Source organism: Tardiphaga sp. 20_F10_N6_6 (assembly GCF_052076045.1).
GTDB classification, from domain to species: Bacteria; Pseudomonadota; Alphaproteobacteria; order Rhizobiales; family Xanthobacteraceae; genus Tardiphaga; species Tardiphaga robiniae.
The window spans coordinates 746,119-769,225 of the sequence record NZ_CP197239.1 but is presented as its reverse complement, the minus strand read 5'-3'; the positions used below and the strand labels follow the sequence as shown (position 1 = coordinate 769,225).

Below are 23,107 nucleotides of genomic sequence, written 5' to 3'. Positions count from 1 at the left end.
GAGGGTGCAGGACGTTGGACTTACGGCGGCGCATCTTGCGGTGGAATGCCAGCGCGTCAAGGGCTGCTGCTTCAAAGCGCCATGCAATGTGATGAAACCTCTGCGATCAGTACGGCTTATCGCCAACATGCGTATTAATTTATTGAAGATGCACGGCTATTTTCAGATTGCGAATTCCACTCGCTGGTAAAACGCGCTATGCATGGTCGTCCAATACTGACGTTGTGAGGCCATGGTCGCAGCTCTCTCCCCGCCCCGCATCCTCCCCAGTGGCGATGCTGCCATCACCGTCGAATTCAGCCGCACCATCGACGAGGAAGCCAACCGCCGGGTGCTGGCGCTCGACAAACTCGTCGCGTCGGCCGGCCTCGCCGCCGTCACCGAAACGGTCCCGACCTATCGTTCGCTGCTGGTGCATTACGATCCGCTACAGATCCGCTTCGATGCTTTGGGTGAAAAGCTGACCGAACTGGCACTCCAGCCGCTACCCGAGGCCAAGGCGGCCCGGCGCTGGCGCATCCCGGTCGCCTATGGCGGCGAAAACGGCATCGATCTCGAAGACGTCGCGAAGGCGCTGAACATCACGCCGGACGAAGTGGTCGCGCGCCATGTGGGCGGCGACTACAAGGTGGCGATGATCGGTTTCACGCCGGGCTGGTCCTATCTCAGCGGGCTGCCGAGCTCGATGCAGATGTCACGCCGACAGAATCCCCGGCTGCTGACGCCGCCCGGCACGATCTCCATCGGCGGCATCCAGACCGGCGTGCAATGCCTTGCCGGCCCCAGCGGTTGGCATCTGCTCGGACGGACCGCCGTGCGCACCTATCAGCTCGGCCGCGATCCCATCTTCCTGCTTGAACCCGGCGACGCCATCACCTTCGCCGCTGTCGACGAGAAGACATTTGCCGAGCAGGACCGCGCGGCCGAAGCCGGTGCATTCGTCGCGGAGCTGATCGCATCATGAGCAAGCTCATCGTCACTTCCGTGAGCCCCGGCACGTCAGTGCAGGATGTCGGCCGGTTCGGCGCACAGCGCTATGGCCTGGTGCCATCGGGTGCCGTCGATCGACTGGCGATGGCCGCCGCCAATGCCCTGCTCGGCAACACGCTGTTCGCCGCCACCATTGAACTCGGCCCGCTCAATTCAGTCTTCACCGCCAAAGGCGGCGCCGTGCGTGTGTCGCTGACCGGCGCGACGCGGCCGGCCGATATCGCGGGCACCCCCTTCAACGTCAATACATCCGTCACGCTGGCCGACGGCGAGAGCCTCAATCTCGGCGTCGCTCGCGCCGGCACCTTCGGCTATCTCGCCATCGAAGGCGGCGTGCGCGGCGAACCGATGTTCGGCAGTCTCGCCGTGAATGCCCGCGCCGGTCTCGGCAGTCCCTATCCGCGCCCGCTGCAGGCCGGTGACGAATTGCTGGTGGCGGCTGCCAGCAGCGCCAACGAGAAGCGCATCGATTTGCCTGCGCCGGCCGAAGGTCCGATCCGCGTGGTGCTTGGACCACAAGACGATGAATTCGGTGACGCCAAGGATCTGTTCCTGAACAGTGATTGGAAGATTTCGGCGACCAGCGACCGCATGGGCTATCGCCTTGAAGGCCCCGTCATCAAACATCTGCACGGGCACAACATCGTTTCCGACGGCACCGTGAACGGCTCGATCCAGGTACCCGGCAACGGCCAGCCCATCGTGCTGATGCCCGACCGTGGCACATCAGGCGGCTATCCGAAAATCGCGACCGTGATCTCGACGGATCTCGGCCGGTTCGGCCAGACCCAGCCGGGCCGCGCTTTCCGCTTTAAAGCCATCACCATGGCCGAGGCGCAGGCCGAATATCGTGCCTTCGCCGAACTGCTGCAGAGCCTGCCCGGCCGTGTCCATGATTCCAACATCCTGATGTTGGACATCAAGGCGCTGCTGTCGTCCAATGTCGCTGGTGTCGCCGTCAGTGCAACCGATGACAATACGTGGCAGGCACCGCAGACGGCAGACGCGCAAGACTGATTTCGAATCCTACTCACGAAAGAGCACGACTATGGCGACCATCGATCTGAACTGCGACCTCGGCGAAAGCTTCGGCATGTGGGAGATGGGCAACGACGCCGCGATGATCGACCTCGCGTCCTCCGTGAACATCGCCTGCGGCTATCATGCCGGCGATGCCGATGTGATGCGCAAGACGGTGCAGCTTGCGAAGGCGCGCAACGTCAGGATCGGCGCCCATCCCGGCTATCGCGACCTGCACGGTTTCGGCCGCCGGCCTATCGTCGGTCTCACCGCGCTCGAGATCGAGAACCTGATCGCGTACCAGATCGGCGCCTTGCAGGCGATCGCCGCCATGGAAGGCTACAAGGTCACCCATGTGAAGGCCCATGGCGCGATCTCCAACGTCGCCTGCGAGGACGACATGACCGCCCGCGCCATCGCCGCCGGCATCAAGGCGGTCGACCGAAATCTGACCTTCGTGGTGCTGGCGAATTCCAAGCTCGTGACCGCAGGCGAAGCCGCCGGCCTCCCCTTGGCACATGAAGTGTTCGCCGACCGCGCCTATGAGGACAACGGCAATCTCGTCTCGCGCAAGAAGCCCGGCGCGGTGCTGCATGATCCGGTGATGGTTGCTGATCGTGTGGTGAAGATGGCACAGACCGGGGAGGTCATCTCGATCACTGGCAAGGTGATCAAGATGAAGATGGACACCGTGTGCATTCACGGCGACACGCCGGGAGCCGTCGAACTTGGCCGCCATGTGCGCGATGGATTGAAGGCGGCGGGGATCGATGTGGCGCCGTTCAAGACGGCGCTTTAGAACTCCACCGTCATTCCGGGGCGCGTGCGACTTCGCGCGCGACCCCGGAATCAAAATGTTCATCACCTCTAACATGACGGGGGCGGACAGTGGGGACTCATCTTGAGATTCCGGGTTCGCATGCGCAAAGATGCGCACGCGCCCCGGAATGACAGTGAATTCATCACCGATCGTTCAACATCCCCTCATGCGGCAGTCCCTCGATCGGGCATTCCTCGACACCGACCGTCGGCCGCGTGAAGGCTTCGACATTCTCCCGCGCCTTGTCGGGATTGTTGACCCAGTTCGCATAGAAATCGAACGGGCACGCCGCGACACCCTTGTTGCTTTCGCCGGAATTGATCGTGCCGGTATAGCCGCGATGCAGCAGCTTGAAGAGATGGTTCTCCGACTGTCCAGTGCGGCGCGCATCGCGGATCAATGATTTCGACAGCGCCGCATATTGAATGCCGTAATCCTCTTCGCCGCATTCGCCGAGCGTGCGGCCATCGAAACCGATGATCGCCGAATGGCCGAAATACGAATAGACGCCGTCGAAGCCTGAGGCATTGGCAACGGCAACATAAGTGTTGTTGGCCCAGGCCATCGCCTTGGCCATCAGCACCTGCTGGTCTTTCGCCGGATACATGTAGCCCTGGCAACGCACGATCAGTTCGGCGCCCTTCATGGCGCAGTCGCGCCAGATTTCGGGATAGTTGCCGTCGTCGCAGATGATCATCGAGATCTTCAGGCCCTTCGGCCCCTCGGAGACATAAGTGCAATTGCCGGGATACCAGCCTTCGATGGGCACCCATGGCATGATCTTGCGATATTTCTGAACGATCTCGCCCTTGTCGTTCATCAGGATCAGCGTGTTGTACGGCGCCTTGTGCGGATGCTGCTCGTGCCGCTCGCCGGTCAACGAGAACACGCCCCAGACCTTGGCCTTGCGGCAGGCTGCCGCGAAAATCTCTGTCTCGTCGCCGGGCACGATCGAGGCGGTCTCGTACATCTCCTTGGAGTCGTACATGATGCCCTGGGTCGAATATTCCGGGAACACCACCAGATCCATGCCGGGCAGACCGATCTTCATGCCGACGATCATGTCGGCGATCTTCTGCGCATTGGCCAACACCTCGGCCTTCGTGTGAAGCCGCGGCATCTTGTAATTCACGACGGCGACGCCGACCGCGTCCTTGCTGGATGAAATATCGCCGTGATGCATCTGCGCAGGTCTCCGTTGCCGGGCGATGGTGGGCCGACGGAGGGAGACCGGGAATACGTGGATTTACGGATGTGCGGGTTGTGGCTCTGGCGACAGCGAGACGTCCTCGATGCAAACACCGTCATGGCCGGACTTGTCCCGGCCATCCGCGCCTTTACTGCTTGCGGCACAGACGTGGATGCCCGGGACAAGCCCGGGCATGACAGAGTTTAAGTAGCAATTGCCGGGTCTGGATCGAGAGTCTACAGGCCCGCACCCTTCCCGATGGCATCGTTGAACGATCGATCCACAATCGCATTGGCATCGAGCTTCTGCTTGATCAGTCCGCTGCGCAGATAGAGATCGATGGTCTTCTGCTCATCCGCGGCGACGCCATCGTCGATCGGTGCGATGCGGATTTTTGCGCGTGTCAGCCAATTCAGCGGCACCGACGGCGCCACGTTCATCAGCTTGCCCCAGGTCTGCGCGTAAGCATCCGCGTTCTTCAGCGCCCAAGCGCGCGCCGCAGTGAGGCGGCGGAGATAGTCCTCGAGTTCGGCATGCTTGTCGCGGATCGCATTCGGCGTCGCCACGACAAAGCTCAGCCCCGATGTCAGGCCCTCGGCATTCAGCAGGACACGCGACTGGAACAGCACCTCTTCCTGGCTCACATAGGGCTCCCAGGTCGACCACGCATCGACTGAGCCGCGGGTATAAGCGACCTTGGCATCCGACGGAGCGAGGAACACGATCTGCACATCGCTCGCCGTCCAGCCCTTTTGTTCCAGCGCGGCGAGAATGAGCTGATGCCCGATCGAGCCGCGGCCGGTGGCGATCTTCTTGCCCTTCAGATCGTCGAAGCTCTTGATCGTCGAGTCCTTCGGCACCAGCACGGCGAGACCATCGCCGGTCTGCCGGATCGCACCGATTGCCTTGACCGGCACGTTGGCCGCTGCGGCAAAGGTGAAGGGCGCATCGCCGACCAGCCCGCTATCGAGCGCGCCGGCACCGAGCGCTTCCAGCAGCGGCGCTGCCGCCGCGAATTCCTTCCACTCGATCTTGTAAGGCACGTCTTTCAGCACGCCGGATGCTTCCATCACGGCGCGCGCATTGCCTTTCTGGTCGCCGACGATCAGCGTCGTCTCGGCATGCGCCGAAGATGCGAAGGCCGCGAGGATCAGGCCGGCGGCGAGGATGAGCCGTTTCATGCTGCGACAACTCCCTTGGCGGCATCACGCGCCGCAATCAGTTCGCGGGTGCGCGGGATCAGTTCGCGGCCATAATCGATGGCGTCGATCAGGGGATCGAAGCCGCGGATCAGGAAATGGCTGACGCCGAGATCGTAGTAATCGGCGAACACTTCGGCGACCTGCTCAGGCGTGCCGACCAGCGCGGTGGTGTTGCTGTTGGCGCCGGTGAGCGCCGCCATCTCGGTCCACAGCCGCTTGTCGATGCGGGTGCCCTGCTCGGCCAGCGCCAGCAGACGCTTCGCACCGGCGGTGGCATGGCCATCGGCCGGCTTGCGATAGCCGGTCTTGTCCTGCAGCGCGGTGGCGCGGGCGAGAATGTCGTCGGCCTTGGCCCAGGCCTTCTCCTCGGTGTCGGCGATGATCGGGCGCACCGACAGGCTGAAGCGCGGCGCCGGACGGCCGTATTTCGCAGCAGCAGCACGTACGCGGCCAGTGACGTCGCGGACCTGCGCATAGGATTCACCCCACAGCGCAAACGTATCGGCATGCTTGCCGGACACGTCGATGGCCGCATCTGACGCGCCGCCGACGAAGACATGGATCGGCACGGTCGGCTTCACCTGCGAGAAGCCGCCCTCAACCTGATAGTATTTGCCGTTGTAATCGAATGGTTTCTCGCTGGTCCATTCCTGCTTGATGATATCGAGCCATTCGCTGGTGCGGGCGTAACGCTCGTCCTTGTCGTCGAGCGTATTGCCGTCCTGCCGCAGCTCCTTGGCATTGCCGCCGGTGATGACATGCAGCGAGACGCGGCCATGGTGGAAATTCTCGATGGTGGCCAGTTGGCGGGCGATAACGGTTGGCGCAGTAAAGCCTGGACGCTGTGCGATCATCACCTTCAGCTTCTCGGTCACGCCGAGCGCATGCTGCGCGACCTGCAGACCGTCCGGCGAGGTCGAATGGAAGGCGAGCAGCGCGCGGTCGAACCCAGCGAGCTCATGCGCCTTCGCGACGGTTTCGATATAGCTGGGATCGAGCACCGGGCCGGAGCGCACGCGGGTCTCGGATGCGTCATTGTTGGTGATGAAGCCGATGAATTCGACGGACATGGGTCTCTCCACTTCCTGCTGTTGTTCAGATGCCGAGCGCGATGCGTCCGGCGGAAATCTTGGTGCTGTCGTCCTGCGGTGTGTGCACGCGGCCGCACAGAACGTCGCGATAATGCCGCTCCAGCGGATTGGCGCGGGTCAGTCCGTGATTGCTGGTCAGCGACAGCGCATCCTCGACGACGGCCACGGCATTATTGGTGAAGGTGAGCTTGAGGATATTGGCTTCGACCGGCGTCAGCGTAACACCGTCATCGATGTCCCGTGCGAAAGTGTCGAGCAGGCGCGCATTGACCGCGAGCTTCGCCTCGATGCCGCCCACGATCTCCTGCGCCCGCGGCAGCGTCGCCAGCGGCGCGCCGAGGCTTGAGGGCGTGCGGGTCTTGAGAAAGTCGATCAGCCAGTCACGCGCCGCCCGCGCCACGCCGTCATAGACCGCACCGACGAGCACGGCCTGGACGGTCGCCTGAGACACATCCGGCGCGCCCCACTCGCCGGGACGGCGCAGATCCACCTCGTTGTCGAGCGGAATGAGCACGTCGTCGAACACGACGTCATGGCTGCCGCTGGCGCGCAGACCGAGATGATCCCAGGTCTCGACGATCTCGGTGCCCGGCAGACCCGCCGGCACCAGAAAGACGCCGACGCGCACATCCGGCTCGTCTGTCTTGGCCCATACAGTGTACCATTTGAGGATCGGCGCACCGGTCGAATAAATCTTGCGGCCGGTCATGCGCCAGCCTTGGGCCGTGCGCTTCGCTGTGGTTTGAGGCAGACCGCCCCGCGATGGCGATCCCTGATCGGGCTCGACGCGCAATGCGTTGATCAGCGCCAGACCATTCACGGCGTCGCGCGACACGCGCTGCGCCAGATGCGCGGGCCAGTTGCCATTCCGCGTGATGACCAGATGGTGGATATAGTGCATCGCCAATACAAGCGCAGTCGCGGCATCGGCCTTGCCAACCGCGTTCACGACGCGCGCAGCCTCGCGCACCCCGACGCCCGCGCCGCCCAGGGCCTTTGGCACCGGCAGCGCCAGAAGGCCCGCCTCGGACAGTTCCTGAAAATTCTCGAATGGAAAACTTGCCGCACGATCATGCGATGACGCACGTTCCGCAAAGCCCGGAACGAGCAAATTAACTCTGTCGATTATGCTGGGAACCGCGTCCATATCGTATTGCTTTCGGCTTCTCTAACCCTAGAGAATGCCGTTCGGCAGGCGTTACAAGCGGTACCCGGAAATAACGACAGCGGGACTGATGGGCCTCAGACCCACAGGTGAAAATTCTCCCCGATGACCTCAGGCGAGAATTTTATTCGCGCGATTTTGAAGCCCGATTCAGGAATCTGCCGCCTTGGCCCGACTGCCGGCGATATGGCTCGTGAGCTTCTGCGTCACCTCGCGCCGCAAAGCGTTGAACTCCGGCGATGCGACGTCGCGCGGGCGCGGCAGGTCGACCTCGATTTCGCAGTCGATACGGCCGGGTCCCGCGGACATCACGATGACGCGATCCGCCAGCATCACGGCTTCCTCGACCGAATGCGTCACGAAAATCACTGTGAGGCCGGTGGTACTCCAGATCTCGACGAGCTCCTCCTGCAGCTTGCTGCGGGTCAACGCATCGAGCGCACCGAACGGTTCGTCCATCAACAGCACATCGGTGTCGTTGCTCAGCACGCGCGCGATGGCGACGCGCTGCTTCATGCCGCCGGAGAGTTGGTGTGGATAGCGATCGGCAAAGGCCGTTAGCCCGACCATGGCCATGAACTTGTCGGTGAGTTCGTCCACAACCTTGCTCGCGACACGGCGATGTTTGGGGCCGAAGCCGATATTGTCGCGCACGGTCAGCCACGGAAACAGCGCATAATCCTGAAACACCATGCCGCGATCCGGGCCCGGCTTGTCGACCGAAAAGCCGTACATGGTCACCGAGCCCTGAGAAGCTTTCTCGAAACCGGCGACGATGCGCAGCAATGTGGATTTGCCGCAGCCCGAGGCTCCGAGCAGACAGACGAACTCGCCCTTGCGGATGGTGAGGTTGACACCGCGCAACGCCTCGACCGGACCGTTGGAGGCCTGATAGACTTTCTCGACGTCGCTGACCTCGAGGATATCAGGCGCAATTGTGGTTGGTCGATCAAGCATGATGCTGTGGGCTCCAGCGAAGGAAGTAGTTGCTGAGCATCAGCAGGATGCGATCCGACACGAAGCCGGTGATGCCGATGATGATCATGCCGGTGATCACGAGATCGGTGCGCGACAGTGTGCGGCCATCCATGATGACAGCGCCGAGCCCTTCGGGCACGCCGGTCATCTCGCCGACCACGATCAGTATCCAAGCGAAACCGGCACCGAGACGAAGGCCGTTGAAGATGCTCGGCAGCGCTGCCGGTAAAACGACGGAGCGGAACTGCTGCGCGCCGCTGCAGCCGAGCATTTCCGCAGCCTCGAACAGCCTGATATCGACGGATCGCACCCCGAACACGGTGTTGAGCAGGATCGGAAAGAACGCGCCGAGGAATACCAGGAAGATCGCCGCGCGCGGGCCGAGGCCAAAGAAGATCATCGACAGCGGCAGCCATGCCGTCACGGGGATCGGTCGCAGTAGTGACAGCGTAGGGTCGAGCAGCTTGCGCAACAGCGGCATGCGCCCGATCATCAGCCCGAGCGGAATGCCGACCGCCGCCGCACAGAGAAAGCCGCCATAGACACGCTGCACGCTTTTCCAGAAATGGATCGGCAGGCTGGCGCTGTACGCGTCGTCATAGATTCCGCCGAAAGCAAAATCCCACATCATCACGGCGACGCCATAGGGCGACGGCACCAGCCGCGTGCCTGTCCAGCGCACCATGACGTCCCAAATCACCATCAGGCAGACCGGCACGATCAGCGCGAGTGCGACTGTGCGCGCCCGCTGCACGCCCTGCCCGCGCTTACCGGCCGCAGGCACCGGGATTTCCGCTGCCGGCGCAAGCTGGACCCTGTTGGACGTATCGTCCATCGTGCTTTGCAGGCTCACGATGCGCTCACGTGGCCGCCAGCGCCTTCACGAAGCTAGCATCGATGAAGGTCTTGTAGTCCGGCAACTGCCGGATCTGCTTCTTGGACAGCATCTGGCCACCGTAATATTCCGCCTGCTTCATGAACTGGTCGTCGATATTCCAGGTCAGCTCTACATTCGGCGCTGCCTTCTCGATCGACGGCTTCTGCTGGCCGAGCTTCTGCATGGCGATGGCGATAAAGGCCTCGCGGTCCTTCATGGCATATTCGCTGGCCAGGCGGTGGGTCTTGAGCAGCGCCTTGATGAGCTCGGGATCTTTCTCGATCAGTTCGCGGCGCGTGGCCAGCACCATGTTCAGCGAACCGGTCGGCGTGGTGTAGGGATATTCGACGATCTGGCCGACGCCATTGGCGAGGCTGATGCCCGGGCCGGGCTCGGCGCCCACATAGGCGTCGATGTCGCCGCGGGCTAGCGCCGGCGCCATGTCGCTGAACGACAGACGCACGGACTCGACGTCCTTCACCGTCATGCCTTCGGCGGAGAGGCGATCGAGGATCACGACTTCCTGGGTCGAGCCCGGCAGGATCGCGACCTTCTTGCCCTTCAGGTCCTTGATCGTGTTGATCCCGGAATCTTTCTTGGCGACGACCGCCATGCCCCGATTGCAGGCAGATGCGATGACGACAACCGGCTCGCCATTGGCGCCGCCGAGCGTCGCCGCGGCAAAACCGAAGATGCCGAAATCGACGGTGCCGGTCACGACGGCATTCTTGCCGTCGGTCGGGGTTTCGAACGGGATCACCTCGAACTTGACGCCATCAGGCGCGAATTTCTCGTAGAAATACGGCGTGACGCCGTGGATGAGCTTCAGCGTTCCGATCTTGACCACGCGGTCAGCGGCGAAGGCCTTGATGCTGGTCGTGGACAGCGCCGCGGCAATGGCCGTCAGGCGGATGAAATCACGTCGGTTGGTGCTGTACATGTCATTCCCTTGGGCTGAACCGTGTGTCAGCCCAAAAGGAATGCAATAACCGTGCCTCGTATACAGCTATCGGTGGAGTGTGCCCTCACCCGCAACGGATCATAATCGGGAGGAGCTCACCACGTCGCGTCCAGCCCGAGCAGTCGCAGGATCTGCCGTCGCAGCTCGGCCAGATGCGGATCGCCGCGATGGCGCGGATAGGGCCGGTCGACCGTGATATCCGCCGTTACCCGCGCCGGACGATCGCTGAACACGATGACGCGATTAGCGAGGAACAGCGCCTCCTCCACGTCATGGGTCACCAGCAGTGCCGTGAAGCCGTTGCGCTGCCACAGCGACACCAGTTCGGCCTGCATGGTGATGCGTGTCAGCGAATCCAGTTTGCCGAGCGGCTCGTCGAGCACGAGGATGCGCGGATCGTTCACCAGCGCCCGCGCCAATGCCACGCGCTGTGCCATGCCGCCCGAGAGCTGATGCGGATAGGCCTTCCGGAAGGCTCCGAGGCCGACGAGATCGATCGCCGCATCGACGCGGTGACGCTGCGTCTTGAGTACGCCCTGCGCTTCCAGCCCGAGCGCAACATTGTCCCACACCGTCCGCCACGGAAACAGCGTCGGGTCCTGAAACACGACAACGCGGGACGGGTAAGGGCCGGTGATGGCGACGCCATCCTCATCCAGCGTGCCGGCACGCGGCGGCTCGAGACCCGCCACCAATCGGAGCAGCGTGGACTTGCCGCAGCCGGACGGGCCGAGCAGCGCCACGAACTCTCCGGACGCAACGCTGATGCTGACATCGTCGAGCACCGGCAGCACGCTGCCATCGATGTCGAAGGCGTGGCTGACGCCCTTGACGTCGAGCGACGCGCCCGTCGCCGCTGGCTTGAATGCTGTCGCCAGCGCTACCATTTGACGACACCCTTCTGCCAGACCAGCAGCCGGTCACGCACCTTGAACAGCAGCGTGATCGCGCCGGAGCACAGCAGCGACATCACGATCAGTGCCGCGTACATGTTGTTGTAGGACGCCCAGCCCTGCGCCCATTGCAGATAGAAGCCGAGGCCCGCCTTCACGCCGATCATTTCGGCCACGACCAGCACCGCGAAGGATGCGCCGAGCCCCATGAACAGACCGACGAACACATGCGGCAGCGCCGCCGGGATCGCGACCTTGGTCACCAGGAAAGACGGTTTTGCGCCAAGCGTTCGTGCGACGTCGTAATAGGCGGTGCTGACGCTGGCCACGCCCGACCAGGTCAGCACTGTCACCGGAAAGCCGGTGGCCAGCGCGATCAGAAACGTGCTGGCGCTCCAGGCGGACGGGAACGTGAAGAACGCAATCGGCAGCCAGGCAGTCGCCGGCAATGGTCCGATGAAGCGCAGGATCGGATGCACCCAGTAACCCGCGAGCCGCGACCAGCCGATGGAGACGCCGGTGAGGAAGCCTACGACCGCGCCGATGAAGTAGCCGCCAAGCTGCAGCTTCACCGAGGCGAAAGCGCTATCGAGCAGCTTCGGCAGGTCGTCGGTATAGACCTCGACGATCGACTGCGGCGGTGGAAAGAACGGCAGCGGCAGCCAGCCGAATTTCGCCGTCGCAAGCTCCCACAGCGTCAGGAACACTCCCAAGGCAAACAGCCAGGGCGCGCGTCGCTGCACGCCGTCGCCGAATTTGCCGAGTGCTGCCTGCGCCGTGGTCGCAATCGCGATGCCGCCAGCAATCGCGAATGCCGTATAGGCTACAGCCTCGGTGCGTGGCCAGTCGCCGATATCCGGCCATCGCAGGCACGACAGGCCGAAAGCCAGCCAGGCGAGCCCTGCCCCGATCCCCGTGATGCTGAAACGAAGCTTGTTGACGAATTGAAGTCCACCATCGCCAGCAATAAGCGCGGTCTCGCGGTCACCGCCAAGCGATGAGATCTCAGACGCGGAATACGTCGGCATAGATGCGCTCCGCGAATTTGGTGGTGTCGGTTGACGGCTTGAACACGGAAACCGTCTTGAGATCGTCAGCGTAGGATTTCAGCTCGCGCTTCAGCGCATCGCCCACGGGGTGATGATGATGGGTGTGATACTTCACCATACCCAGCAGATCTTCGACGGTGGCATTCTTCGGCGCATAGGGCTGGAACGACTTCGCAGCCTTCTCAGGATTCTGCGATGCGAACATTGCGGCATCGAGCAATGCCTGCGTCAGGCCGCGCGCGACCAGTGGATCGTCACGCAGTAGGCTGCCACGCACACCGACGATGCAGCAGCTGATATCCTTGTAGGGGCCATCGAGATTGGAGCCGACTTCCTTCAGCTCGCCATCCTTGAGCCAGAGATAGGCCAGCGGATCGGAGGCGAGCCCGATTTGTGCTTCGCCCTTCTCCACGGCGAGCCGCACGAGGTTGCCGGGATATTGCCGCCACTCGACGTCCTTGTCCGGATTAAGTCCGGCTTTCGCGAGCTGGATCGAGAAGAAGTTCTTGTCGGGGCCGGCCATATCGCCGACGGCGATGGTCTTGCCCTTGAAATCCGCAACGCTCTTCACCTCCGACTTCGCCGGCGCCAGCGCGCGCAGGCAGCCGCCATGGGTACCGGCGACGATCTTGACGTCGAAGCCCTGCTCCAACGGCTTCAGCCAGCGCAGCGCCATACCCAGGCCCGCATCGGATTTCCCCGTGGCGATGGCTTCGAGAAGCTGGTCCGTCGAGCCGCTGTAATTGACCAGCTCGACATCGAGGTTCTGCTTCTGGAAGAAGCCATGATCGATGGCGACCGGCAGCGGCGCAAGGCAGACCGCGCCGGCATTCCAGGAGAGCTTCAATTTACGCGGTGCACCGGTGAGCGCGGGCGCCTCCGATGCGGTCCTGCAGATTGGAAATTCGGAAAAATCGATGGGTGACGCCTGCCGGAACGGGAACGCCTGCGCGCCCCATACGCCGAGTGGTGCGGCCAATGCTGCTGCAGCGCCGCCGCGCAGCAGCGACCGGCGATCCATCAGCGGCTTGCGGTTGTGATCATCGTTCGACATCTGGTCTCCTTGCGATCGGCACAGCGCTGCCCATGGCCGCAACGGATGGTGTTGCGGCTCGCGCTGATGCGATGGTCAATGTGTTGAGTGGAAGCTCAGCCGTGAGAGTCCGCCGACTCCCGCCCCTGTGATTTCGATGGTACGAGGATGCGCAGCGCGGCGGCTTCGGTCAATAAAATGGAATTTTGAATGTCGCGCAGGTTGGAGAGATTATCTCCAATGAGAGCAGCGCCGGGAGAGAACGCAATTTATCGCTGAGGAAGCGTTCTACTGATGACGCAGTTGAAGCAAAACAGTTCTCTCGCAAACGCGCGCTCCCCTCATGGTGAGGAGGCGCGAAGCGCCGTCTCGAACCATGAGATGCCGGCGCTCCGAGTCTGCGGCCATCCTTCGAGACGCCCGCTAACGGCGGGCTCCTCAGGATGAGGGCTAGAGATATCAATATACGTCGAGCTGAAACCGCCCCTTCTTCTTCAGCTCACTGACGAACGTCACCGCTTCATCAGTCGAACGCGCGCCATGCTGGGCGGCGATATCGACCAGAGCCCGCTCCACATCCTTGGCCATGCGCTTGGCATCGCCGCAGACATAGACATGAGCGCCTTCGGCGAGCCACGTCCAGACGTCGCGGCCGACCTCACGCATGCGATCCTGCACGTAGAATTTCTCACCGGCGTCACGCGACCAGGCCAGCGACAACCGTGTGAGGAAGCCTTCGGTCTTCATGCCATTGAGTTCGTCGGCATAGAAGAAATCCGACCCGCTGCGCTGATGGCCGAAGAACAGCCAGTTCTTGCCCGGCGCCTTGGTGGCCTTGCGGTCGTGCAGGAACGCCCTGAATGGCGCGATGCCGGTGCCCGGCCCGACCATGATGATCGGCGTCTCCGGATTTTCCGGCAGCGCGAAACCGTGCGCCTTCTGGACATAGACCTTGAGCTCGTCGCCGGGCTGAATGCGATCGGCGAGGAAGCTCGAGGCCAGACCATGGCGCTTACGCTTGCCGACCATATAGCGAACGATATCGACTGTCAGCGACAGTTTGCCGGGCGTGGCGTTGTGCGATGACGAGATCGAGTAGAGCCGCGGCTGCAGTGGCTCAAGCGCCTCGATGAAAGCTTCCGGGTGCGGCCGCACGCCGGAGAATTTCTGCAACGCAGCCATCACGTCGAGCGTCGCGGCATCACCATCGGGGTCCTCGCCCTGGGCCAGTGCGCGTGCCTTGGCGCGCTGCGCTCCGCCGGTGAGATAGGACATCAGCTCGAACAGCGAGTCCGGTGCCGGGGCCAGCGAGACGTCGTATTGCAGCACTTCACGCAGCGTCTTGCCACGCACCTCCGTCGTATGCGACGCGCCGAGCAGAGCGATGATCTGGTCGACGTGACCGAGATCGTTCGACGCAAAGATGCCGAAACTGTCGCCGACGACGTAATCGAGGCCGCAGCCCGACAGATCGAAATCGATATGCCAGGTCTCCTTTTCGGAGCCTTTGCCATTGAGCAGGCGGCGGCCGAGAAACACGGCGGATGCGGGATTGTCGCGCGAGCGTCCGAGCGTCGACGGATCCGGCACAGCAACTTCGGCCGGCTCCGCAGCAGTCGTCGCTGCTGCCGCGGGCGCAGCACCGGCCGGTGCTTTGTCGAGCTCTTCATAGAGCGACTTCAGCATCCGCGCGGTTTCCTTGCCGCCCGGCACGCACAGGTTCAGCCGCGCCTCGGCTTTCGAGGCAATCGCGTCGGAATAGTCGTTGCAGTTATAGCCGCACTGGCCGCAGTCCTGCTGCGCCATCGCCGCCATCATCTTGCGACGAACCGGCTTGCCTTCGGCGAGCTTCATGCGATCGGCGATCGGCATGGTCTGGTCATGCCACGGCGCGCCGTCGTCTTCCTCCATGATCGCGGCGCCCTGCTCGGCAGAGAGCGGCGTCGCCGGCGCATCGGACAGCAGGCCGGCGAAGAAGCCGTTCAGCCAGGAGCGTTGCGCTTCCGAGAACGGCGCAGACGCAGGAATGATCTCGAGTTTGGGCGGCGGCGTCATCTGGTTCATGCGGACACCTGTTCATCAGCGAGCTTACGCAACGAAGCCGCGTCGTGACGGCGCGAGAAAGTGAGGAACGTCTCGTCCGGCGACGCGCGGTGGGCGAGATAGGCTTTCAGCAGCCGCTCGACGACAACAGGCGCGTCCTCGGACTTCACGTTCTGATAGACCTCCTGCCCGACATCGGCCTGCGGGCCGAAACCGCCGCCGGTGAAGATGTGAAAGCCATCCACGGTGTCGTCGCTATCGTCCAGCGCCACGCGCGCGCCGATCATGCCGATGTCGCTGATGTAATGCTGCGCGCAGGAATGATGGCAGCCGGTGAGATGGATGTTGATCGGCGTATCGACCTCGACGCGCGTATCGCACCATTCGGCGATGGTTGTTGCCGTGCGTTTGGTATCCGCATTGCCGAACTTGCAGCCGGCGCGGCCGGTGCAGGCGATCAGGCCGGCGCGGATCTCGGTGGTCTTGATGGCAAGGCCGAGGGCTTCGATGGCCGCAGTCGCCAGCGCGACATTCGCGTCTTTCACGCCGGGGATGAGCAGGTTCTGCCACACCGTGAGGCGGATATCTCCGTCGCCGAGATCGGCCGCAATCTTCGAAAGCCCCCGCATCTGATCGGTCGTCACCTTGCCCAGCGGCAACACGACGCCGATCCAGTTCAACCCGTCCTGCTTCTGTCGGTGCACTCCGATATGCGCCGTGCGGTCGACGCTTGGGCGCGGCAGCAACGCGTCCGCCGGAACGCGGGTAAACGGCGCGCCGAGCTTCTCCTCGACGATGGTCAGAAACTTCTCCATGCCCATGCCGTCGATGACGTATTTCAGCCGCGCTTTAAGCCGGTTGGTGCGGTCGCCGAGATCGATGAAAACGCGCACGATAGCGTCGGAGACCTTGGTGGAGTCCTCCGGTCTCACGATGATGCCGGTATCGGTAGCGAAATCCTTGTGGCCAGTGATGCCGCCGATGCCGAGCTTGAACCAGACGCCGGGCGCGGCGCCGAAACCATCTTTCACTTCGACTGCCTGGAAGGCGATGTCGTTGGTGTCCTCCAGCACGGCGATCTTGCCGGCGCCGTCGAAGGCAACGTTGAACTTGCGCGGCAGGCCGGTGAGCGTGCGGTCATTGAGGATGTGATAGTGCCACTCGCGCGCATAGGGGCGCGTGTCCAGCAGTTCCTGCGGATCGATGCCCGCGGTCGGCGTGCCCGTGACGTTGCGGATGTTGTCGGCCCCGGAGCCGCGTGAGCACAGACCGAGATCCTGGATACCTTCGATCAGTTTCACCGCATTTTTCGGCGGAATCTCGCGCACCTGCAGATTGGCGCGCGTGGTCACATGCGAGAACGGACCGCACAACTCGTCACTAAGATCGGCAAGACCCGCAAGCTGCCAGTGCTTCATGATGCCGTTCGGGATCCGAAGCCGGCACATATAGGAGTCCTGCGTCGGACCCACATAGAAGATGCCGTAATAGCGCCACCGAAAATTGTCGGCCGGCGATGGCCGCGCATCGATCGCGGCCTGATCGCGCAGCCGCGGATAAGCGTCGAACGGATGTTCCTCGCGCTTCCATTTCTCCTGCTCAACCAGCTTCTTGCCCGATGCAATCGTGCGATCCTGCGCCTTGATATGCGGCGCATCCGGTCCGGTCGGCTCCGCATTGGCTTTGGCTGACGCGCCGCCGCCGAGACCCTTGCCGACACGGTTGATCTGCAGCCCCGTCGAGAAGCCTTCGAGGTAGCGCTTCTGTTCGTCAGTAAAGTCGATGGAGAGCGTTTCAATTTTCATGCGGGACGAAGCTCCTGCGGGCCACAGCGTGGCTTCAACGGGGATAAGGATCGCGGACCGCACAGGCTCAGGTCAGCGCGTCGCGCCGGCTTGAATTCTGGAAGCGATCCGATCAGCCTCGTTGCTGCGGAAATCCATCTGAACTGGCCGGCGGGCATCAGCGAACGCCGGTCGACTAGAGACATTCAAGTCTCGTGCCAGATTGTCCTCGGAGGAAAAACGTCAAGAAATCAGGGGATTGAGGTCGAGGTCGGGCCGAACCCGGCCGTTCGGTGCCAGCGTTTGTGCACCGCACGCTCAATAATTAGACGGTGGGAACGTCAATGGCAGCTATCGTTGCGAAGGCCCCGCGCGACGAAGCGATCCAGCCTGGGCTCGTGGGCATTCGGATTGCCGCCTCGGTAAGAGGAAAGCTGGCGAACCAGCTTTCCTTGACCTCATCATGAGATGCAAAAGTGAGGGCGGGCCTAAGCCGTTAGACCGCCTCGAACGCCGCCAGATCAGCGGCTCCGTCGTCCAGCACTTGCGTCTGCCGCAGCATGTCCTCGATGCCATCTATCGCGCGACCCACATCGACCGTCGACGTGTCGATCCGCAGCTCGACCGTCTCCGGCGCCTGATAGTCGTTGGCGATACCGGTGAAGCCCGGCAGGTCGCCCGCGCGGGCCTTGGCGTAATGCCCCTTGGGATCGCGCTGCTCGCAGATCTCCGCCGGCGTCGCGACATAGATCTCACGAAATGCGGTATCGACCGCGCTGCGGGCCTCGGCGCGGTCGCCGCGCGAGGGTGAGACAGCCGCAACGATGGCAATATGACCGTTGCGGGCGAGATGGCCGGCCATCTCCGCCAGGCGCCGGACATTCTCGCTGCGATCGGCGGCGGAGAAGCCGAGGTCGCGATTGAGTCCGGCGCGCAGCGTGTCGCCGTCGAGCAGGATCGGCGAACCGCCTTTGGCGAACAGACGGTGCTCCAGCGCCCGCGCCAGCGTCGACTTGCCGGATCCCGGCAATCCCGTGAACCACACAACTGCGCCTTGATGGCGATAGCGCGCCGAACGTTCCTCAGGCTGCAGTGCCGACTGCACCGGCACGATGTCCGATGACACGACGCGTTGGGCAGCATCGATGGACAGGACGAGACCGCCACCGGCGATCCGGCCGCCGACCTCGATCACGAGACGTCCGGTGCGCGGATTGTCGACATAGCGATCGGCCGCGACCGGTTGCGACAGTGCGATCTCGATTTCGCCGACGTGATTGCGGGCGATCTGTTTGGTCTCGACACTGGCCAGTTCGCCGGGATCGATTGCCTTCTCGATCGCGACCACACGGCCGCGCACTTCGCGCACGCCGAGCCGCACCAGGATCGACGATCCCTCTGTCAGCGGCTGATCGTGCAGCCAGAAGATCCGCGCCCGCAGTCGTCGTGTATCCGATGGCACCGCGCCAGCATGCGCGATCACGTCGCCGCGCTCGACGAACAGTTCGCGGTCGAGCGTGATACCGACGGATCGCCCTGCCCCGTGCTCGCCTTCCAGCGGCATCGCCGACCAGCGCTCCACGCTCTTGATCTTTGCCCGCTTGCCGGCGGGCATGATCACCACGTCGTCGCCGACAGCCAGATGACCGGCCTCGATACGCCCGGCCACGATGCGCCGGTCGTCGAACTTGTAGATCGCCTGTACCGGTAGCCGCAGCGGCAATTCATCAAGCGCGAGTGCCGGCTTCAACGCATCGAGAGCCCCCACAACTGTTGGCCCGCGATACCAGCCGATACGGTCGGTATGGGTGGCCACGCCATCGCCATCCCGCGCCGAAATCGGAATCACCGCGGCGGGCGTGACGCCGAGTTCGATGAGATGCGCCGAAATTTCGTCGCTGATCGCCTGGAAGCGCACAGCGCTGAAATCGACGCGGTCCATCTTGTTGACGACGACGGCGACCTGCTTCACGCCCAGCAGATGCAGCAGATAGGCATGGCGCCGGGTCTGATCGCGAACGCCTTCCAGCGCATCGACGATCAGCACGGCGCCATCGGCCTGCGATGCACCGGTGATCATGTTACGCAGAAACTCGGCGTGGCCGGGCGCGTCGATCAGAATGACGTCGCGCAATTTGGTGCGGAAGCGGATCTGCGTGGTATCGATGGTGATGCCCTGGTCGCGCTCGGTCTGCAGTGCATCGAGCAGGAACGACCATTCGAACGGCATGCCGCGCCGGGCGCTAACCGCCTTCAGCATCTCCAGCTTGCCATCCGGCAAGCCGCCGGTCTCGTGCAGCAGGCGACCGACCAGCGTCGACTTGCCATGGTCCACATGGCCGACGATGACGATGCGCAATTGCGGGCGCGTGGTGCCGTTGGGCATTCCGAGCGAGGTCGGATTGACGGGTTTGGTCATGGCATCACCTCTACAGATAGCCGGCGACGCGCAGTCGCTCGAAGGCGTCTTCGGTCTCATGATCGAGTGCGCGGCCGGCGCGTTCGGGAATCGTGGTGCCGTCGAGCTCGACCAGGATTTCGGCAATCGTGCTGGCGGTGGATGCGACGGGATTGGTGATGTCGGCATCGCCCAGCGAGCGGTAGCGCTTGCCGTCTTTGGCCAGATAGAGCGGGATGATCGGGATGTTTTCCCGCGCCGTGTAGGCCCAGATGTCGGCTTCGGTCCAATGCAGGATCGGATGAATGCGCAGATGCGCACCGGGCGGCGGCGATGCGTTGAACTGATCCCAGAATTCCGGTGGCTGGTCGCGCACGTCCCATCCGCCCTCGACACCGCGCGGCGAGAACACACGCTCCTTGGCGCGGGTCGCCTCTTCGTCCCGCCGAATGCCGGCGATCAATCCGTCGAAGCCGTGCTTCGCCAGCGCAAGCTTGAGACCTTCGGTCTTGCGCGCTGCGGAGCGCGCCGCTGGCGGCAGTGTCGGATCGACGCTATCGATCGACGGGCAATATTCCACGGTGAGGTCGAGTCCCCACTCCTTCGAATAGTGATCGCGGAAGGCGTACATCTCCGGAAACTTCTTGCCGGTATCGACATGCAGCGCGGGGAACGGTACGTGACCGAAGAACGCCTTGCGCGCCAGCCAGATCATGACATTGGAGTCCTTGCCGAGCGACCACAGCAAGGCCAGCTTCTTCAGCCGGGCGAAGCCCTCGCGCAGGATGTAGATGCTCTGCGCTTCCAGTTGATCGAGGTGGTCCATCGATACCACGTCCGATCGGACGCGTTCGAGATTGGTCGACGTCATACGCCTTCTCCAGGTCCTCAAAACCGCCGTGAGATTCGCCGTTGCTCACGAAGCGGATACGCTCGGAGAAAGTGCATCTCTGGAACTCGATTTATGGGGTCAAAAAATCTAAACTGCGCTTCTCAAATAGAAAGAATATTTTTCTATTAAGTGGCGACAAACAACTGATATATAGAATCTTATTCCAGTCAAGCTGGATGTGTTGAGGAGTTCGAGATGTTGTCGCCCGGAGCCGTCGCAAGTGCTGTCCAATACGATCAGGCGCTGCAATCCGCCTCGCCCGCCGAGGTGATCGCCGCGGCGCTTGATGTCGCGGGCCGCGATGGACTCGCGCTGGTATCGTCGTTTGGCACGGAGTCCGCGGCATTGCTGAAGGTGATGGCCGATGTCGATCCCGCCATCCCCGTGCTGTTTCTCGACACCGGCTGGATGTTCGAGGAGACACTCGCGTATCGCGACCAACTGATCCTGACGCTGGGCCTGCGCGACGTGCGAACGATCCGCCCCGCAGTAGATGCGCTTGCCGCTCACGACTGCGATGGGGATTTGTGGTCGTCCGATCCCGACACCTGCTGCCGGATCCGGAAGGTCGAGCCGCTGGCGCAGGCACTGACGCCGTTCAGCGCGTGGATCAACGGCCGCAAACGATTTCAGGGCGCATCGCGCGCCGTCATTCCCGTCGTCGAGGACGATGGTTCAAAATTGAAATTCAATCCATTCGCCAATGTCACGCCGGACGAGATCGGGCTGATCTATGCGTCGGCGAAGCTGCCGCCACATCCGCTCATAGCCTCAGGCTTTGCGTCGGTCGGCTGCATGCCCTGCACGTCCCGCACCGCGCCTGGCGAGGACCCCCGCGCCGGCCGCTGGCGCGGCCGCGCCAAAACGGAATGCGGCATCCACACATCGGCGAACTGACGCCGCCGCTATGACTTCATATGCGCAATTTCGAACGCCGCGAGATGGGCAGCGATATTACTCGGATCGAATGGCGGTCCGGCGAAGGCGCCAACCGCGTCGGGCACATCGGTCGGAGCACTGCCGGTGATACCGAGCGCGGCATCGTAGAGGTCGGGGCGGAACACACCCTGTGCGATCTTCAGCGCCTCGGGGCTGATCGCGGCCTGTCCCCAGCGCACCATCTGGGCATAGAGCCAGGCGGCCTGAACGGGATCAGGACGCCCGGCTCCTTCGCGGCCGACCAGCAGATAGCGCCCGCTCTCGCGCATGGTGCCATCCGGTGAAATCTTCAGCCGGCCATCCAGCGTCCGCAGCAGGACCTCCGGCGAGACGCCGATATATTGGGGCTTGGCGAGAATCGCCGCGATCTCATTGCGGTTCTCCGGGGCCTCGATGAAGGCAGCCGCGCTCACATGCGCCCGGGTGAGTGCCGCCACGGTGTCCGGGTTCTTCTCCGCCCAGTTCTGCCTCATCGCCAGCACCTTCTCGGCAGCGCGCAGCAGGATGTCGGAGACAAAATGCAGGATATGGCCGACGCCGAGATCGACCGCGACAGAATTCCAGGGCGCGCCGACACAGAACGCATCGACGTGACCGTTGGCGAGACTGTCGACCATGTAAGGCGGCGGCAGCACCACGAGGCGGACGTCCTCATCGGGATCGACACCGCCGGCGGCCATCCAGAAACGGAGCTGGTAATTATGCGTCGAGAACGGAAACGTCATGCCGAAGGTCAGGGGATCGGCGCCGGCGCGGGCACGCGCGACGACCACGCGGCGCAGCGCCTGCGCGGTGGCCATGGGATCGGTCGGGTCACCGTCGAGTTCCGACATCAGCGCTGCATGCAGCGCCGGCGAAACGGTGATGGCATTGCCGTTGATGCCGAGATTGAACGACGCCACGATCGGCACTTTCACATGCCCGAGCCCGAGGCTGGACGCGATGGCAACGGGCGCCAGCAGATGCGCCGCTTCGAACAGGCCGATATTCAGCTTGTCGCGGACATTCGACCACGACACTTCCCGGACCAGTTCGACGTTCAGCCCCTCGGCCTTCGTGAACCCCTTGTCGACCGCGACAATCAGAGCGGCGGCGTCGGCCAGCGGGATGAAGCCGATGCGAAGCGGGTGGTCGATCATTTCAGCAACTCCGCTGCGGTGATGATCGACTGCGCGATCTCGCCGATTTTCTTCTTTTCACGCATCGCCGTGGATCGCAGCAATACGTAAGCCTCTTCTTCATTGAGGCCCTTGAGCTTCATCACGATGCCCTTGGCGCGGTCGATGATCTTGCGCTCCTCCAGCGCCGACTTGGTGCGCTCGAGCTCGTCCTGCAGTTTGGAGAAGGCGTTGAAACGGGAGATGCAGAGATCGAGGATCGGCTTGATCCGCTCCTTCTTCAGCCCGTCCACGATGTAAGAGGATACCCCCGCCTCGACCGACGCCCGTGCCGACTCGGCGTCGCTCTGGTCGACGAACATGGCGACTGGCCGGCGCACCGCGCGGGACACCTGGAACATTTGTTCCAGCACGTCGCGGCTGGGGTTTTCGAGGTCGATGACGATGACGTCAGGGTCCAGGGCGTAGATCCGGGCCAGCAGGTTATGCATCTCCCGGATATGCTGGACGTCCACATAGCCAGCCTCCCGCAGCCCTTCCTCAAGGATCGCGGCCCGGATCGGGCTTTCGTCGACAATGACAATTTTGGGCGACTGGTCGGCAGGCATCGGGCACTCACATGGATGCAGCATACCCATAGCACGCCCGCGCACGGCTTAAAGCCT

At 63.0% G+C, this 23,107-nt stretch carries 20 protein-coding genes; 4 read left to right on the top strand and 16 right to left on the bottom strand.

Features of this window, described 5'->3' with window-relative positions; all coding sequences use genetic code 11:
* Window positions 1–232: 232 nt before the first annotated feature.
* Genes pxpB through AB7813_RS03520 form a run of 3 tightly spaced genes read left to right on the top strand, consistent with a single transcriptional unit; the run spans window position 233 to window position 2,809 of the window.
* On the top strand, window positions 233–964 hold the full coding sequence (gene pxpB, locus AB7813_RS03530) for a 5-oxoprolinase subunit PxpB (RefSeq protein ID WP_439063850.1): 732 nt from the start codon (window positions 233–235) through the stop codon (window positions 962–964).
* Complete coding sequence (locus tag AB7813_RS03525) at window positions 961–2,007, top strand: biotin-dependent carboxyltransferase family protein (protein WP_439063849.1); 1,047 nt, start codon at window positions 961–963, stop codon at window positions 2,005–2,007. Before pxpB ends, AB7813_RS03525 begins: the two co-directional genes overlap by 4 nt.
* A gap of 31 nt (window positions 2,008–2,038) precedes the next feature.
* Window positions 2,039–2,809 (top strand): LamB/YcsF family protein, encoded by a 771-nt coding sequence (locus AB7813_RS03520; RefSeq protein ID WP_068731711.1) that lies wholly within the window; start codon window positions 2,039–2,041, stop codon window positions 2,807–2,809.
* A 163-nt stretch (window positions 2,810–2,972) separates the two neighbouring features.
* On the opposite strand, the gene AB7813_RS03515 is transcribed toward AB7813_RS03520, so the two are convergent.
* The 14 genes from AB7813_RS03515 to cysD all read right to left on the bottom strand — a co-directional run bounded on the left by AB7813_RS03515 (window position 2,973) and on the right by cysD (window position 20,364).
* On the bottom strand, window positions 2,973–4,013 hold the full coding sequence (locus AB7813_RS03515; protein WP_439063848.1) for an aliphatic amidase: 1,041 nt from the start codon (window positions 4,011–4,013) through the stop codon (window positions 2,973–2,975).
* A 242-nt stretch (window positions 4,014–4,255) separates the two neighbouring features.
* A complete protein-coding gene (locus AB7813_RS03510; protein WP_439063847.1) occupies window positions 4,256–5,200 on the bottom strand; it encodes an ABC transporter substrate-binding protein in 945 nt (314 codons plus the stop codon).
* The gene (locus AB7813_RS03505; RefSeq protein WP_439063846.1) at window positions 5,197–6,291 is read right to left on the bottom strand and encodes an LLM class flavin-dependent oxidoreductase; all 1,095 of its coding nucleotides are present in this window, start codon (window positions 6,289–6,291) and stop codon (window positions 5,197–5,199) included. The genes AB7813_RS03510 and AB7813_RS03505 overlap by 4 nt, the downstream gene beginning before the upstream one ends.
* A gap of 25 nt (window positions 6,292–6,316) precedes the next feature.
* Window positions 6,317–7,459 carry an acyl-CoA dehydrogenase family protein gene (locus AB7813_RS03500; protein ID WP_439083468.1) on the bottom strand — a complete coding sequence of 381 codons (1,143 nt, stop codon included), beginning with the start codon at window positions 7,457–7,459 and terminating at the stop codon, window positions 6,317–6,319.
* A gap of 168 nt (window positions 7,460–7,627) precedes the next feature.
* Entirely contained in the window at window positions 7,628–8,434 is an 807-nt protein-coding gene (locus AB7813_RS03495; RefSeq protein ID WP_439083469.1) for an ABC transporter ATP-binding protein, read from the bottom strand.
* Complete coding sequence (locus tag AB7813_RS03490; RefSeq protein ID WP_439064622.1) at window positions 8,427–9,290, bottom strand: ABC transporter permease; 864 nt, start codon at window positions 9,288–9,290, stop codon at window positions 8,427–8,429. The genes AB7813_RS03495 and AB7813_RS03490 overlap by 8 nt, the downstream gene beginning before the upstream one ends.
* A gap of 25 nt (window positions 9,291–9,315) precedes the next feature.
* The gene (locus tag AB7813_RS03485) at window positions 9,316–10,272 is read right to left on the bottom strand and encodes an ABC transporter substrate-binding protein (RefSeq protein ID WP_175369094.1); all 957 of its coding nucleotides are present in this window, start codon (window positions 10,270–10,272) and stop codon (window positions 9,316–9,318) included.
* Window positions 10,273–10,388: 116 nt separating this feature from the next.
* Entirely contained in the window at window positions 10,389–11,180 is a 792-nt protein-coding gene (locus AB7813_RS03480; protein WP_175369095.1) for an ABC transporter ATP-binding protein, read from the bottom strand.
* Window positions 11,174–12,214 carry an ABC transporter permease gene (locus AB7813_RS03475; protein WP_175369096.1) on the bottom strand — a complete coding sequence of 347 codons (1,041 nt, stop codon included), beginning with the start codon at window positions 12,212–12,214 and terminating at the stop codon, window positions 11,174–11,176. The genes AB7813_RS03480 and AB7813_RS03475 overlap by 7 nt, the downstream gene beginning before the upstream one ends.
* Window positions 12,192–13,289, bottom strand: coding sequence for an ABC transporter substrate-binding protein (locus tag AB7813_RS03470; RefSeq protein WP_175369097.1), 1,098 nt, complete (start codon window positions 13,287–13,289; stop codon window positions 12,192–12,194). The genes AB7813_RS03475 and AB7813_RS03470 overlap by 23 nt, the downstream gene beginning before the upstream one ends.
* Window positions 13,290–13,727: 438 nt before the next feature.
* Window positions 13,728–15,332, bottom strand: a complete 1,605-nt coding sequence (locus AB7813_RS03465) for a sulfite reductase subunit alpha (protein ID WP_439063843.1) — start codon at window positions 15,330–15,332, stop codon at window positions 13,728–13,730.
* Window positions 15,329–17,116 (bottom strand): NirA family protein, encoded by a 1,788-nt coding sequence (locus AB7813_RS03460; protein ID WP_439063842.1) that lies wholly within the window; start codon window positions 17,114–17,116, stop codon window positions 15,329–15,331. The genes AB7813_RS03465 and AB7813_RS03460 overlap by 4 nt, the downstream gene beginning before the upstream one ends.
* A gap of 475 nt (window positions 17,117–17,591) precedes the next feature.
* Window positions 17,592–19,514: an adenylyl-sulfate kinase gene (cysC, locus tag AB7813_RS03455; protein ID WP_439063841.1), complete on the bottom strand. Its 1,923-nt coding sequence runs from the start codon at window positions 19,512–19,514 to the stop codon at window positions 17,592–17,594.
* Window positions 19,515–19,524: 10 nt separating this feature from the next.
* Window positions 19,525–20,364, bottom strand: coding sequence for a sulfate adenylyltransferase subunit CysD (gene cysD / locus AB7813_RS03450; RefSeq protein WP_068731681.1), 840 nt, complete (start codon window positions 20,362–20,364; stop codon window positions 19,525–19,527).
* A gap of 216 nt (window positions 20,365–20,580) precedes the next feature.
* Here cysD and AB7813_RS03445 point away from each other — a divergent pair, with 216 nt between their 5' ends.
* On the top strand, window positions 20,581–21,282 hold the full coding sequence (locus AB7813_RS03445; RefSeq protein ID WP_439083470.1) for a phosphoadenylyl-sulfate reductase: 702 nt from the start codon (window positions 20,581–20,583) through the stop codon (window positions 21,280–21,282).
* A gap of 8 nt (window positions 21,283–21,290) precedes the next feature.
* On the opposite strand, the gene AB7813_RS03440 is transcribed toward AB7813_RS03445, so the two are convergent.
* Both AB7813_RS03440 and AB7813_RS03435 read right to left on the bottom strand, forming a co-directional pair.
* Complete coding sequence (locus AB7813_RS03440) at window positions 21,291–22,460, bottom strand: CmpA/NrtA family ABC transporter substrate-binding protein (RefSeq protein WP_439064621.1); 1,170 nt, start codon at window positions 22,458–22,460, stop codon at window positions 21,291–21,293.
* The gene (locus AB7813_RS03435; protein WP_089264382.1) at window positions 22,460–23,050 is read right to left on the bottom strand and encodes an ANTAR domain-containing response regulator; all 591 of its coding nucleotides are present in this window, start codon (window positions 23,048–23,050) and stop codon (window positions 22,460–22,462) included. The genes AB7813_RS03440 and AB7813_RS03435 overlap by 1 nt, the downstream gene beginning before the upstream one ends.
* Window positions 23,051–23,107 lie beyond the last annotated feature (57 nt).

Excerpts from the sequence above, each read along its gene's own strand:
- pxpB (WP_439063850.1), top strand. The coding sequence starts at position 233 with ATGGTCGCAGCTCTCTCCCCGCCCCGCATCCTCCCCAGTGGCGATGCT.
- AB7813_RS03525 (WP_439063849.1), top strand. The coding sequence starts at position 961 with ATGAGCAAGCTCATCGTCACTTCCGTGAGCCCCGGCACGTCAGTGCAG.
- AB7813_RS03520 (WP_068731711.1), top strand. The coding sequence starts at position 2,039 with ATGGCGACCATCGATCTGAACTGCGACCTCGGCGAAAGCTTCGGCATG.
- AB7813_RS03515 (WP_439063848.1), bottom strand. The coding sequence starts at position 4,013 with ATGCATCACGGCGATATTTCATCCAGCAAGGACGCGGTCGGCGTCGCC.
- AB7813_RS03510 (WP_439063847.1), bottom strand. The coding sequence starts at position 5,200 with ATGAAACGGCTCATCCTCGCCGCCGGCCTGATCCTCGCGGCCTTCGCA.
- AB7813_RS03505 (WP_439063846.1), bottom strand. The coding sequence starts at position 6,291 with ATGTCCGTCGAATTCATCGGCTTCATCACCAACAATGACGCATCCGAG.
- AB7813_RS03500 (WP_439083468.1), bottom strand. The coding sequence starts at position 7,459 with ATGGACGCGGTTCCCAGCATAATCGACAGAGTTAATTTGCTCGTTCCG.
- AB7813_RS03495 (WP_439083469.1), bottom strand. The coding sequence starts at position 8,434 with ATGCTTGATCGACCAACCACAATTGCGCCTGATATCCTCGAGGTCAGC.
- AB7813_RS03490 (WP_439064622.1), bottom strand. The coding sequence starts at position 9,290 with ATGGACGATACGTCCAACAGGGTCCAGCTTGCGCCGGCAGCGGAAATC.
- AB7813_RS03485 (WP_175369094.1), bottom strand. The coding sequence starts at position 10,272 with ATGTACAGCACCAACCGACGTGATTTCATCCGCCTGACGGCCATTGCC.
- AB7813_RS03480 (WP_175369095.1), bottom strand. The coding sequence starts at position 11,180 with ATGGTAGCGCTGGCGACAGCATTCAAGCCAGCGGCGACGGGCGCGTCG.
- AB7813_RS03475 (WP_175369096.1), bottom strand. The coding sequence starts at position 12,214 with ATGCCGACGTATTCCGCGTCTGAGATCTCATCGCTTGGCGGTGACCGC.
- AB7813_RS03470 (WP_175369097.1), bottom strand. The coding sequence starts at position 13,289 with ATGTCGAACGATGATCACAACCGCAAGCCGCTGATGGATCGCCGGTCG.
- AB7813_RS03465 (WP_439063843.1), bottom strand. The coding sequence starts at position 15,332 with ATGAACCAGATGACGCCGCCGCCCAAACTCGAGATCATTCCTGCGTCT.
- AB7813_RS03460 (WP_439063842.1), bottom strand. The coding sequence starts at position 17,116 with ATGAAAATTGAAACGCTCTCCATCGACTTTACTGACGAACAGAAGCGC.
- cysC (WP_439063841.1), bottom strand. The coding sequence starts at position 19,514 with ATGACCAAACCCGTCAATCCGACCTCGCTCGGAATGCCCAACGGCACC.
- cysD (WP_068731681.1), bottom strand. The coding sequence starts at position 20,364 with ATGACGTCGACCAATCTCGAACGCGTCCGATCGGACGTGGTATCGATG.
- AB7813_RS03445 (WP_439083470.1), top strand. The coding sequence starts at position 20,581 with ATGTTGTCGCCCGGAGCCGTCGCAAGTGCTGTCCAATACGATCAGGCG.
- AB7813_RS03435 (WP_089264382.1), bottom strand. The coding sequence starts at position 23,050 with ATGCCTGCCGACCAGTCGCCCAAAATTGTCATTGTCGACGAAAGCCCG.